This is a genomic window from Fictibacillus phosphorivorans (assembly GCF_007673525.1).
Taxonomy (GTDB): Bacteria; Bacillota; Bacilli; order Bacillales; family Fictibacillaceae; genus Fictibacillus; species Fictibacillus phosphorivorans_C.
On sequence record NZ_VDZU01000001.1, the window covers coordinates 1,612,239 to 1,624,120 of the forward strand.

14 protein-coding genes are annotated in these 11,882 nt (G+C 39.6%); 13 read left to right on the forward strand and 1 reads right to left on the reverse strand.

Features of this window, described 5'->3' with window-relative positions:
• Nucleotides 1–11 precede the first annotated feature (11 nt).
• A complete protein-coding gene (gene mciZ / locus FS458_RS07830) occupies nucleotides 12–146 on the reverse strand; it encodes a Z-ring formation inhibitor MciZ (protein WP_144699251.1) in 135 nt (44 codons plus the stop codon).
• A gap of 98 nt (nucleotides 147–244) precedes the next feature.
• Here mciZ and FS458_RS07835 point away from each other — a divergent pair, with 98 nt between their 5' ends.
• The 13 genes from FS458_RS07835 to sigF all read left to right on the forward strand — a co-directional run bounded on the left by FS458_RS07835 (nucleotide 245) and on the right by sigF (nucleotide 11,131).
• Entirely contained in the window at nucleotides 245–793 is a 549-nt protein-coding gene (locus FS458_RS07835; RefSeq protein ID WP_144699253.1) for an NUDIX hydrolase, read from the forward strand.
• Nucleotides 794–815: 22 nt separating this feature from the next.
• Nucleotides 816–1,988 (forward strand): endonuclease Q family protein, encoded by a 1,173-nt coding sequence (locus FS458_RS07840; RefSeq protein ID WP_144703411.1) that lies wholly within the window; start codon nucleotides 816–818, stop codon nucleotides 1,986–1,988.
• Between the two features lie 62 nt (nucleotides 1,989–2,050).
• Complete coding sequence (gene spoIIM / locus FS458_RS07845) at nucleotides 2,051–2,686, forward strand: stage II sporulation protein M (RefSeq protein WP_144699255.1); 636 nt, start codon at nucleotides 2,051–2,053, stop codon at nucleotides 2,684–2,686.
• A 121-nt stretch (nucleotides 2,687–2,807) separates the two neighbouring features.
• Nucleotides 2,808–3,278 (forward strand): Fur family transcriptional regulator, encoded by a 471-nt coding sequence (locus FS458_RS07850; protein WP_144699257.1) that lies wholly within the window; start codon nucleotides 2,808–2,810, stop codon nucleotides 3,276–3,278.
• Between the two features lie 202 nt (nucleotides 3,279–3,480).
• Nucleotides 3,481–3,711, forward strand: coding sequence for a YqzK family protein (locus FS458_RS07855; protein WP_313957519.1), 231 nt, complete (start codon nucleotides 3,481–3,483; stop codon nucleotides 3,709–3,711).
• A gap of 11 nt (nucleotides 3,712–3,722) precedes the next feature.
• On the forward strand, nucleotides 3,723–4,613 hold the full coding sequence (gene xerD, locus FS458_RS07860) for a site-specific tyrosine recombinase XerD (RefSeq protein WP_144699259.1): 891 nt from the start codon (nucleotides 3,723–3,725) through the stop codon (nucleotides 4,611–4,613).
• A 112-nt stretch (nucleotides 4,614–4,725) separates the two neighbouring features.
• Nucleotides 4,726–5,910, forward strand: a complete 1,185-nt coding sequence (deoB, locus tag FS458_RS07865) for a phosphopentomutase (RefSeq protein WP_144699261.1) — start codon at nucleotides 4,726–4,728, stop codon at nucleotides 5,908–5,910.
• 24 nt (nucleotides 5,911–5,934) lie between these two features.
• Nucleotides 5,935–6,747, forward strand: coding sequence for a purine-nucleoside phosphorylase (locus FS458_RS07870; RefSeq protein ID WP_144699263.1), 813 nt, complete (start codon nucleotides 5,935–5,937; stop codon nucleotides 6,745–6,747).
• 91 nt (nucleotides 6,748–6,838) lie between these two features.
• The gene (locus tag FS458_RS07875) at nucleotides 6,839–8,143 is read left to right on the forward strand and encodes a pyrimidine-nucleoside phosphorylase (RefSeq protein WP_144699265.1); all 1,305 of its coding nucleotides are present in this window, start codon (nucleotides 6,839–6,841) and stop codon (nucleotides 8,141–8,143) included.
• A gap of 136 nt (nucleotides 8,144–8,279) precedes the next feature.
• Nucleotides 8,280–9,452, forward strand: a complete 1,173-nt coding sequence (locus FS458_RS07880; protein WP_144699267.1) for a D-alanyl-D-alanine carboxypeptidase family protein — start codon at nucleotides 8,280–8,282, stop codon at nucleotides 9,450–9,452.
• Nucleotides 9,453–9,567: 115 nt separating this feature from the next.
• A complete protein-coding gene (spoIIAA, locus tag FS458_RS07885) occupies nucleotides 9,568–9,918 on the forward strand; it encodes an anti-sigma F factor antagonist (protein ID WP_066395843.1) in 351 nt (116 codons plus the stop codon).
• A gap of 1 nt (nucleotide 9,919) precedes the next feature.
• Entirely contained in the window at nucleotides 9,920–10,360 is a 441-nt protein-coding gene (gene spoIIAB / locus FS458_RS07890) for an anti-sigma F factor (protein WP_066395840.1), read from the forward strand.
• A gap of 12 nt (nucleotides 10,361–10,372) precedes the next feature.
• Complete coding sequence (gene sigF / locus FS458_RS07895) at nucleotides 10,373–11,131, forward strand: RNA polymerase sporulation sigma factor SigF (protein ID WP_144699269.1); 759 nt, start codon at nucleotides 10,373–10,375, stop codon at nucleotides 11,129–11,131.
• The last annotated feature ends 751 nt before the right edge of the window (nucleotides 11,132–11,882 follow it).

Genomic DNA, 11,882 nt, shown 5'->3' on the forward strand with positions numbered 1-11,882 from the left:
AACTTTAAAGTTTATTTTTTGGGAGAAGTGGCGTCGATCCAGTCTTGGACAAGTTCATGCTGCTTCATATAATTTTGAAGCATATATTTGATCTGCCATGCCTTACCCACAAGCGTGATTCCTTTAGGTTGAAGATAGATCTTCATCTGTTATGCCTCCTTCAATGTCCTATTAAATGCAGTATTCCAAAGTATGATAGACTTTATGTAGAGAAGAAGTTAAATAGACCATTGGAGTGTGGAAAATGGAAAACCTATACGAAAAAACGATAAGCAAAGAACAGATATACAGCGGTAAAGTTATTGATCTATATATAGAAGAAGTTGAACTGCCGAATAAGAAGATAGGAAAACGAGAGGTTGTTAAACACCCTGGAGCAGTTGCCGTACTAGCAGTAACAGATGAAGGTAAGATGTTAATGGTAGAGCAGTTCCGTAAACCACTCGAAAAGACAATTATCGAAATTCCAGCAGGTAAGCTTGAAAAAGGAGAAGATCCATTAGAATGTGCCAAGCGTGAATTGTTAGAAGAAACAGGTTTTGCTTGCGAATCTATGGAGTCTATCGGTTCTTTCTACACTTCTCCAGGGTTTGCAGATGAACTGATCCATCTCTACTATACGAACACTCTTAAAAAACAAGGTGATCAGATGACAGATGAAGATGAATTCTTAAACGTCCTAGAATTAAGCATAGATGAAGCGAAAGAATTAATGAGAGAAGAAAAGATTCATGATGCAAAAACAGCTTACAGTGTTATGTATATGGAGTTAACTCGTGCACTTAAGAAATAATCTTCTACCGTTCTTTGCAGATATGCATATTCACATCGGAGCATCTCAAACAGGAAAAGCGATTAAGATTACAGGTTCAAGATCCCTGACACTCCGCAATATCTTACATGTAGCCAAACATGTAAAAGGAATGGATGTTGTAGGAATCATCGATTGTCATTCACCTGAAGTAATTCAAGAATTAAAAGAGCTTAAACTAGAAGGTTGCTTGAAAGAGTTAGAAGAAGGCGGCTTATCGATTGATGGATTAACACTCATACCTGGAGCCGAGATCGAAATTAACGACGAAAATTGTAAAGGCCCGATCCACGTTCTTGTATACATGCCTAGCCTTGCTGCGATGGAGAACTTAAGTCTTTGGCTATCGTCTCGAATGAAGAATATACATTTAAGTTCACAGCGGATGTACGGCAGTGCTCTTGACCTACAACACTTCGTGAAAAATTCAGGAGGATTATTTATTCCTGCTCATATTTTTACTCCATTCAAAAGTTTATACGGAAAAGGAGTAGCCATTTCTCTATCCGAAGTGCTAGATCCGACTTTGATAGATGGTGTTGAGTTAGGTTTAAGTTCGAATACTGAGATGGCATCCCGACTAGAAGAGCTTTCATCTTTCACCTTCCTAACAAATTCAGATGCACATTCATTAGAAAAGATCGCACGTGAATATCAGATGCTCTCCTTAAAGGAACCAACTTTTAAAGAATTTAAAATGGCTCTTCAAGGAAAGAACGGTAGAGAGATTATTGCAAATTATGGCCTAAATCCTTATCTCGGAAAATATTATAATTCAGTCTGTGAAACATGTTTGGAAGTTTATCTCCTGAACAGTGAGAAGTGCGATAAATGTGGAAGTAAGAAGTTCGTAAAGGGAGTTAACGATCGGATCAACGAACTTCAAGGAACACAGACAAGTAAAAGTAAAGTCACCAGACCACCTTATAAACATCAAATACCACTCGAGTTCATACCAGGATTAGGTCCAAAATCTTTATTTAAACTTCGTGAAGCGATTGGGACGGACATGGATATCATACATTCTTCTACAGAAAATCAACTTAAAGAAATTGTTAAACCAGCTATAGCAGAACAGATCCTATCTGCTAGAAACGGAGACCTCTCTGTTCAAATGGGCGGTGGTGGAACTTATGGAAAAGTAATTGTAAACCATCCTAGTAAAACGAAAAAATAAGACATACCTTCTCCCCTGATTCATAGAATAGGATTAAGAGATTCGGTGGAGGAGGCTTACATATGGAGAGTGCGCGCTATTACATGCAGCGGCATCTAGAAGAGAATAAGACCTTATATGCGTTTGTTGGTGTTCTCTTTTTAATGGGTGTCATTTTTGGAGCAATTATCGTAAATTCGTTGAGTCTGAATCAAAAACAAGATCTATACACGTACTTATCACGTTTTTTTGTTCAAGCTGCGGAAGGTGGCTTTACGAGCAAAACGGATATGTTCTTTCAAAGTTTTGGCCATTATCTAAAATACATGGGTCTGATGTGGATTCTTGGACTATCCGTTATCGGTCTGCCTGTTATCTTAGTTATGTTGTTCTTAAAAGGAGTGGTAATTGGTTTTACTGTAGGATTCTTAGTAAATCAAATGGGATGGTATGGATTTTTATTATCTTTTGTGTCGGTTCTGCCCCAGAACGTATTATTAATTCCAGCTTTCATCATTGTAACAGTTGCAGCAGTGGCTTTTTCATTTAAGATGATTCGTCAGCTGGCATTTAAAAGGCACCATATGCCTTTTTTGCCACAGCTGTTAAGATATACATTTTTGGTGGCAGGTGTCGGTGTAATGGTTCTGCTTGCCTCAACGATGGAAGCGTTCTTTACCCCAGCTTTAATGGAGCAAGTTATAAAATGGTCGATTTAGTTTCTGAATAATGATTCTTTGTTTATAATAAGTTTAAATCGTTAATTAAAATGAGTTTAAATTGACAACTTTTTTCTCCATGCTTATAATTATCTTGTGCGTACATAAGGAGGAAAAGGGTATGGAAAGCAGAATCGACCGTATCAAAAAACAGCTGCATTCACAAAGCTATAAGCTGACTCCACAGCGTGAGGCGACCGTTAGAGTCCTCCTCGAAAACGAAGAAGATCACTTAAGTGCGGAAGATGTTTATCTGCTCGTAAAAGAAAAGGCGCCAGAAATTGGTTTGGCGACCGTTTACCGTACTCTGGAACTCTTAACCGAGCTTAAAGTAGTAGATAAGATTAACTTTGGTGATGGGGTTTCCCGTTACGATCTTAGAACAGAGGGTGCGGATCATTTTCATCATCATCTCGTTTGTATCGAATGTGGAGCGGTGGATGAAATACAAGAAGACCTTCTTGGCGATGTGGAAAAAGTAGTTGAAGAAGGCTGGAATTTTAAAATTAAAGATCACAGACTGACATTTCATGGAATCTGTCACAGATGTCATCCTAAGGATAATAATGAAGGTGAAGGAAGCGAAGAGTAGCGCTTCCTTTTTGTTTTTTTGCTCAATAATGTCGATCTGGTAGGTATACTTGAAAAGGATTTATACTCATTTAGAAGATATTAGGCAAAGAATATTTACAAAGTCCGAAGAATCGGGTAACGTATGAGTTGTAGATTTAAGTTTTATGTATAATCGGGGAACATGTGGGCATAACCTGTACTATATGAGGACAGGGGTGGACATGATGATTTCCTGGATGAAAATCGTTTGGAATACAACAAAGGTGTTCTTTGCTTTTTCAATTTGCACGCTCGTGTTTTATTTCGGTTTGCTTTGGATTAATTCAGAATATGAAAACTATCATAGATATGACGAACCAAAAGGTAAAGCTGTTAAAGTCTTTAACTTGAGTTCTGATAAGGACTCAAACCCTGTAAAAAGACTTTTTTATTTTTATCAAACGGGTGAGTAAGGAGGGGTAGAGTGAACGAACATGTTCAGGATTTTCTTCAATACATTATTGTAGAACGAGCCCTCTCAAAGAACACAATCGACTCCTATAAGAGAGATTTAACTCAATATGTACGATATCTCGAAAAAGTCGAATCTCTTGAAACTATCCATGAGATTGACCGTAATCATATAATGGGGTATCTTTTATTTTTAAAAGAGAATGGTAAGGCTTCCACGACGCTAGCGCGCAACATTGCGTCTATTCGGTCTTTTCACCAGTTTCTTCTAAGAGAAAAAGTCTCCAGTCAAGACCCTTCTGTACATATTGAAACACCTAAAACAGAGCGAAAGCTTCCTAAAGTATTATCCACAGAAGAGGTTGAGGCATTATTAGACACACCTGCTGCAAACGATCCTTTTTCTCAAAGAGACAAGGGTATGCTCGAGCTATTGTATGCAACAGGGATTCGAGTTTCAGAACTTGTTCAGCTTAATATAGGAGATGTACACCTAGATATGGGATTCATCCGCTGTATAGGTAAAGGGAATAAAGAAAGAATTATCCCTCTTGGAAAAATGGCCCAAACAGCAATCGAACGATATCTGCAAAATGGACGTTCAATCATGTTAAAAAGCAAGAAAACGGATGCACTCTTTCTAAATCATCACGGAAATCGCTTATCTCGACAAGGATTTTGGAAGATATTAAAGCAACTAGCAAGAAAAGCTCATATTGAAAAAGAACTCACGCCGCATACACTTCGTCATTCGTTCGCTACCCATCTATTAGAAAACGGTGCGGATCTTCGTGCAGTGCAAGAGATGTTGGGACATGCTGATATTTCAACCACACAAATATATACGCATGTAACGAAAACGCGATTAAAAGATGTATACTCCGCCTTCCATCCGAGGGCGTGAGCTTTCTTTTTCAAACAAGATGTCAGACTTCTGACATCATGAAGGATTTGTTTGTTGTTTCTGCTAAAAGGAAATAGTAAATAAGTGAATGTACGAATTTCAGGAGGACAAGATGAAACAATCACGTTTTAAGAGAACTTTTTTAGTCGTAATGGATTCTGTAGGAATCGGTGAAGCGCCAGATGCAGAAAAATTTGGAGATAAAGGAGCTCACACGCTTGGCCATATTGCTCGTGAGATGAATGGCCTCAACGTTCCAAATATGGAGAAGCTTGGACTTGGAAATATTGATTCGACGATGGAGGGTGTTGAAAAGGCAACGAATCCAATCGGTCATTACGCGAAACTACCTGAACTTTCAAACGGTAAAGATACGATGACGGGGCACTGGGAGATCATGGGACTTCATATTAAGGAACCTTTTCAAACGTTTCCAGATGGCTTTCCTGATGAATTGATCGATATGCTTACTGAAAAATGGGGCAGAGGAATTCTTGGTAACAAAGCAGCTTCAGGTACAGAAATTATTACTGAACTTGGAGAAGAACATGTACAGACTGGTAAGTTGATCGTGTACACGTCTGCAGATTCAGTACTTCAGATTGCAGCTCATGAAGATGTTGTTCCTCTAGAAGAATTATATGAGATCTGTGAAACGGCAAGAGAAATGACACGTGATGGCAAGTACATGCTGGGAAGAATTATAGCCCGTCCTTTTAAAGGTAAGCCAGGAGCATTTGAAAGAACGTCTAACCGTCATGACTACGCTTTAAAACCTTTCGGAAGAACGGTAATGAACGAGTTAGAAGACGCAGGTTACGACAGCATCGCACTAGGTAAGATCTCTGATATCTTTGATGGTGAAGGTGTGACAAAAGCCATTCGCACGAAATCGAACATGGATGGAATGGACAAGCTTGTGAAATCTATGGATGAAGACTTTACAGGTCTTAACTTTTTGAACTTGGTCGATTTTGATGCATTGTTCGGACATAGAAGAGATCCTAAAGGTTATGGACAAGCATTAGAAGAATTTGATGCTCGATTACCAGAAGTCCTAGAAAAGCTAAGAGAAGATGATTTGCTTATCATCACGGCAGACCATGGAAACGATCCTGTTCATCATGGAACAGATCACACACGTGAATATGTGCCATTGATGGTATATTACAAAGGCATTAAAGAAGGTAAAGAACTTAGCGTAGGTAATACGTTCGCTGATATTGGTGCAACGATCGCTGAGATTTATGATGTGAAAAAACCTACTATCGGTCAAAGCTTTTTAAATCAACTTTAAGGTTAAGTTAAGGGGGAAATGAACATGTCAAAGCAATTACAAACATCTGCTGATTTTATCCAATCAAAACTTACTTCTGCTCCAAAAATAGGTTTGATCTTAGGTTCTGGTCTAGGAATTCTAGCTGAAGAAATTCAAAACCCGGTTATTATTCCATACTCAGATATTCCCGAGTTTCCTGTTTCCACTGTAGAAGGTCACGCGGGTCAGCTTGTTATTGGTGAACTGGCTGGAAAACAAGTAGTAGCGATGCAAGGCCGTTTTCATTATTACGAAGGATACTCTATGGAAAAAGTAACGTTTCCTGTCCGTGTGATGAAACTGATCGGTGTAGAAACAATCGTTGTAACGAACGCTGCAGGCGGGGTGAACAAGGATTTTGAAGCTGGAGACCTTATGCTGATCACAGATCATATCAATAACTTCGGCAACAATCCGCTAATTGGTGCAAATGATGATTCGTTTGGCGTTCGTTTTCCAGATATGAGTGAAGCTTACACGTTATCTCTGCAAGATGTTGCACGCAGTGTAGCAAAAGACTTAAACATCTCATTAAAAGAAGGAGTTTACGCTGGAAATACAGGCCCTTCATATGAAACACCTGCAGAAGTAAGAATGCTTCGTGTATGGGGAGCAGATGCTGTTGGCATGTCTACGGTTCCGGAAGTAATCATCGCTCGCCATGCTGGAATGAAAGTTCTGGGTATTTCTTGTATTTCTAATATGGCTGCAGGTATCTTAGATCAACCGTTAACACATGATGAAGTAATGGAAACAACAGAGATGGTAAAATCCAATTTCCTTTCTTTAGTTAAAGGAATCGTAAAGGAAATCTAACAGTTCAGTAGTATAGATTCAAAAAGTATTTTAATTAACTTTTTAAAAAATATCTTCATATGTAAAGTGATAAGAAAGTGGTGCTATTAACATGAGAATGGTTGACTTGATTCAAAAAAAGCGTGATGGAAAAGAACTAACAAAAGCTGAGATCGATTTTATTATTCAAAACTATACAAACGGTGAAATTCCAGACTATCAAATGTCTGCATTCGCCATGGCTGTATATTTTAAAGATATGACTACTGAAGAACGAGCTCATTTAACAATGGCGATGGTTGAGTCAGGTGATCAGATTGATCTTTCTGCAATCGAGGGGATTAAAGTAGACAAGCACTCAACAGGCGGTGTTGGTGATACAACGACTCTAGTGCTAGCTCCTCTAGTTGCTGCGCTTGATGTACCTGTAGCGAAAATGTCTGGAAGAGGACTTGGCCATACAGGTGGAACGATTGATAAATTGGAAGCTGTTCCTGGATTCCACGTTGAGATCGACAACCAAGAATTCATTGACCTTGTAAATAAAAATAAACTTGCTGTTATCGGACAAAGTGGAAACCTTACACCTGCTGATAAAAAGTTGTATGGCCTTCGTGACGTAACGGCAACGGTTAACTCTATTCCACTGATCGCGAGCTCGATCATGAGTAAAAAGATTGCTGCTGGTGCTGATGCAATCGTGCTTGACGTAAAAACAGGTGCAGGAGCATTCATGAAAACACCAGAAGAAGCAGAAGAACTTGCTAATGCGATGGTGAAAATCGGAAATGCGGTAGGACGTAATACCATGGCAGTTATCTCTGATATGAGCCAGCCTCTAGGTCTTGCGATCGGAAATGCTTTAGAGATCAAAGAAGCGATCGATACGCTTAGTGGCAAGGGACCAAAAGACCTGGAAGAGCTTTGCTTAACATTAGGTTCTCACATGGTATATCTGGCGAAAAAAGCCGATTCATTAGAACAAGCACGTGAGATGTTAAAAGAAGTAATCGCTTCTGGAAAAGCGCTTGAAACGTTAAAAGTATTCTTAAAAGCTCAAGGTGGAGACGAATCCGTAGTAGATCATCCTGAAAGAATGCCACAAGCTGCGCATACTTTTGAGTTGACTGCAGACGAAGACGGCTATGTTTCTGAAATTGTTGCAGATGAGATTGGAACTGCTGCTATGATTTTAGGTGCTGGACGCGCTACTAAGGAATCAGAGATCGATCTTGCTGTTGGTTTGATGCTGAACAAGAAAGTTGGAGATCGCGTTTCAAAAGGTGACTCACTCGTTACGATCTACAGCAACACTGAGAATGTAGAAGATGTGAAGAAGAAGATTCGTGATGCTTATACAATCTCAAAAGATGCTGTAGAAGCTCCTCCACTCGTATACAAAGAAATCAAAAAATAATGGATATGTAAGGTGACTCAAGAGTTCATACTCTTGAGTCATTTTTTTGTCTTCAAGAACTTTGAAATGGTTGGAAGATCCGGTATAAAGTGAAAAATTATGGAAAAAATATAACTATATGAATGGAGGGAACTGTATGAAAGGCGTTATTTCAGGTCTACTAAGTATTTGTTTGCTGGCTTCGTTTGCAATTCCAAAAGCTGATGCAGCAGAAAAAGCAAAAGAAAAAATAAAGCTTGCAGAACAGAGCCACTCAGCCATTTTAATGGAACAAGATAGTGGGAGTGTACTGTTCGAAAAGAATAGCCATGAGAAGCTGCCGCCAGCGAGTATGACAAAAATCATGACGATGATATTGATCATGGAAGCTATCGATAAAGGAAAAATCAGCTGGAACGATAAGATCCGTGTAAGTGAATATGCGGCAAGCATGGGTGGATCTCAAATCTTTCTTGAACCTGGTGAAGAGATGCGTGTAGAAGACATGGTAAAAGGTATAGCGATTGGAAGCGCTAACGATGCATCAGTCGCTATGGCTGAACATATCGCTGGGTCTGTTGATTCTTTCGTGAATCGTATGAACGATAAAGCGAAAGAACTCGGTTTAAACGATACGTTCTTTAAAAATCCTACGGGGCTTCCTGCAGCAGGTCATTACACATCTGCTCATGATATGGCAATCATGGGAAAAGAACTTCTTAAACATGAAGAAGTTACAAAGTTCACGGGACTTTATGAAGATTATTTAAGAGAAGAAACGGAAAAGAAGTTTTGGCTTGTTAATACAAACAGACTTGTAAAATTTTATCCTGGTGTAGATGGATTGAAAACAGGTTTTACGAATGAAGCAAAATATTGTTTAACAGCTACAGCAAACAAGAACGGTATGAGAGTAATCGCAGTTGTTATGGGAGCACCTTCCCCTAAAGATCGTAACGCACAGGTCACGTCAATGCTTGACTATGCTTTTACTCAGTTCTCAACGAAAAAACTCTATGCAAGGCATGAGATTGTGAAAGAAGTTAAAGTTCAGAAAGCAGAAAAATCTAAGCTTCCTGTAGTTACTTCTGAACATATTTCTCTTTTATTGAAAAAAGGCGAGACTGCGAAAAAAGTGAAAACAGAAGTAAACGTGGATAAAGATTTAAAATTACCTGTTAAAAAGGGACAGCAGATTGGTTCTTTAAAAATTTATAACGGGAACAAGCTGATTACTGAAAGTCCAGTTTTGGCATCAGAGACGGTGAAAAAAGCATCTTGGTGGAAACTATTTAAACGAACAGCAGGACAAATGTCAAAATCCTCATAACTTACAAGGTTTCTTGACAGTTATAGGCGAATTCCCACTAGTTTTGTCAAGAGTGAAGGAATTCGTCTTTTTTTATAGAAAATTCACGTTATCCAAAAAAGAAGGAGAGGATAGCGTGGGATTAGCTGTCAATTTGGAACTTAAACACACCGTATTATGCATCCGCTTAGACGGAGAACTTGATCACCATACAGCAGACATGCTTCGGTCACAAGTTGAAGAATATTTGAGGAAGCATACGGTAAATCATATTGTCTTAAATTTAGAAGGTTTGAGTTTCATGGATAGTTCAGGGTTAGGCGTTATATTAGGGCGTTATAAACAGATCAAGAGTCAGAATGGTGAGATGGTGGTATGTGCCATATCTCCAGCGGTAAAACGTCTTTTTGAGATGTCAGGGCTATTTAAGATTATCAAGCTTGAAGAAGATGAAGAGCTTGCCCTTCAGGCTTTGGGGGTGGCTTAAAATGAGAAATGAGATGAAGATTCAGTTTTCAGCGTTAAGTCAGAATGAATCTTTCGCGCGTGTGACGGTTGCTGCGTTTATCGCACAGATCGATCCGACTGTTGATGAACTGACAGAGATCAAAACAGTTGTTTCTGAAGCGGTAACGAATGCGATCATTCACGGGTACGAGAACAAAGCAACTGGCATGGTTTATATTGAAGCCGCTATTGAAGAAGATACGATTCACCTCACGATTCGTGACGAAGGATTAGGGATTCGTGATCTTGATCAAGCAAGGCAGCCCCTTTATACGTCTAAGCCTGAGTTAGAACGCTCAGGCATGGGTTTTACGATCATGGAGAATTTTATGGATAGTGTAGAAGTCATCTCAGAACCGTCTTACGGAACAACGATTCATTTGACAAAATACTTAACCAAAAATAAAGCTATGTGTAATTAAGGGAGTATGTCTATGGATGTCGAGGTGAAAGGCAGCAAAAGTGAACCGTTTCTTAAGGATGAAGAGATTAAGTTATTGATCAAACAGAGTCAGGATGGAGATCAGTCAGCACGTGATACGATTGTTGAAAAGAACATGCGGCTTGTCTGGTCTGTGGTTCAGCGCTTTTTAAACAGAGGTTATGAAGCAGATGACCTCTTTCAAATCGGCTCTATCGGGCTATTAAAATCTGTTGATAAATTTGATCTTTCGTATGATGTTAGGTTCTCCACCTATGCAGTACCTATGATCATCGGTGAGATACAACGCTTCATCAGAGATGATGGAACAGTTAAAGTCAGCAGATCATTAAAAGAGACCGGTAACAAAGTGCGTAAAGCAAAAGATGAACTTTCTAAATCGCTTGGGAGAACACCTACCATTTCAGAAGTGGCAGAATTTCTAGAGATCGCAGTGGAAGATGTTATTATGGCGCAGGATGCTGTGCGAGCACCACAGTCGATTCATGAAACTGTTTATGAGAATGATGGTGATCCCATTACGCTACTCGACCAAATTTCCGATCATTCGGAAAACAAGTGGTTCGATAAGATCGCATTAAAAGATATTATGGATAAACTTGATGAGAGAGAACGGCTGATTGTTTATTTAAGGTATTTCAAAGACCAAACGCAATCCGAAGTAGCCGACCGGCTGGCCATTTCTCAAGTACAGGTATCCAGGCTCGAAAAGAAAATATTATTGTTTATGAAAAACCAGATGGAGACTTAAACGTCCTATCTGGTTTTTTGCTTTTTTCAAGAACTTGTAAGAGAGTTGACCTCCTCCCCAGGTTGCACGCTTTCCATGGGGCGAACGGTGAGCCTCCTGTCTAGTTGCAGTGACTAGCCCCTCGAGGTCAAAAGGTAAACGGTCAAGAAAGCAAAGTGCGCCTTCCAAGCCCATTTCCCTTTTGCTTGTCGGGGCTGAACGAGTCACTTCCACTTTTCGGACTGCGCTTTGCGCCGTTAGGAGTCTCCACCTGCACGCTTCAAGGTTGTCTCTCTGCTCCAGCGTCTACAAGTTTATGCTCACGAAGTGTACTTCCTCGTCGCATGCCTTACGAGAAGCTCCTCATGTGGCAAGCAGGCAATCTTCCTCTACAATCAACTTTCAATGAAGTAGAAAAAAACATCTAAAAGCAAAAACGCTTAGAAAAAGTTTTTTTTCAGGCGTTACATCAAGAGGCCTCGTTCAAGTTATTCCATATTAGTTGAAAATTTCAAATAAAAGTTCCTACAGCCATTAGCGATACCTTATAAACATCATTGATTAAGTTGATTGGAGTGTAAGGTGCGAGACTCCTGCGGGACGAGCGGTCAGGTGAGACACTTAGAGGCGCAAAGCGGCAAGTGGCTCACCGGTCGCCCCGCGGAAAGGGAGCACCTGAAACGGAAATCAACCACTTTCAAATACATCAATGAGCCCCTGAACGTTTTTTTTGTGGTAGTTTTTGGATGCTGTTATATGTGAAGCATGATAA

Coding starts and splice junctions, on each gene's coding strand:
- mciZ (WP_144699251.1), bottom strand. CDS start 146: ATGAAGATCTATCTTCAACCTAAAGGAATCACGCTTGTGGGTAAGGCA.
- FS458_RS07835 (WP_144699253.1), top strand. CDS start 245: ATGGAAAACCTATACGAAAAAACGATAAGCAAAGAACAGATATACAGC.
- FS458_RS07840 (WP_144703411.1), top strand. CDS start 816: ATGCATATTCACATCGGAGCATCTCAAACAGGAAAAGCGATTAAGATT.
- spoIIM (WP_144699255.1), top strand. CDS start 2,051: ATGGAGAGTGCGCGCTATTACATGCAGCGGCATCTAGAAGAGAATAAG.
- FS458_RS07850 (WP_144699257.1), top strand. CDS start 2,808: ATGGAAAGCAGAATCGACCGTATCAAAAAACAGCTGCATTCACAAAGC.
- FS458_RS07855 (WP_313957519.1), top strand. CDS start 3,481: ATGATGATTTCCTGGATGAAAATCGTTTGGAATACAACAAAGGTGTTC.
- deoB (WP_144699261.1), top strand. CDS start 4,726: ATGAAACAATCACGTTTTAAGAGAACTTTTTTAGTCGTAATGGATTCT.
- FS458_RS07870 (WP_144699263.1), top strand. CDS start 5,935: ATGTCAAAGCAATTACAAACATCTGCTGATTTTATCCAATCAAAACTT.
- FS458_RS07875 (WP_144699265.1), top strand. CDS start 6,839: ATGAGAATGGTTGACTTGATTCAAAAAAAGCGTGATGGAAAAGAACTA.
- FS458_RS07880 (WP_144699267.1), top strand. CDS start 8,280: ATGAAAGGCGTTATTTCAGGTCTACTAAGTATTTGTTTGCTGGCTTCG.
- spoIIAB (WP_066395840.1), top strand. CDS start 9,920: ATGAGAAATGAGATGAAGATTCAGTTTTCAGCGTTAAGTCAGAATGAA.
- sigF (WP_144699269.1), top strand. CDS start 10,373: ATGGATGTCGAGGTGAAAGGCAGCAAAAGTGAACCGTTTCTTAAGGAT.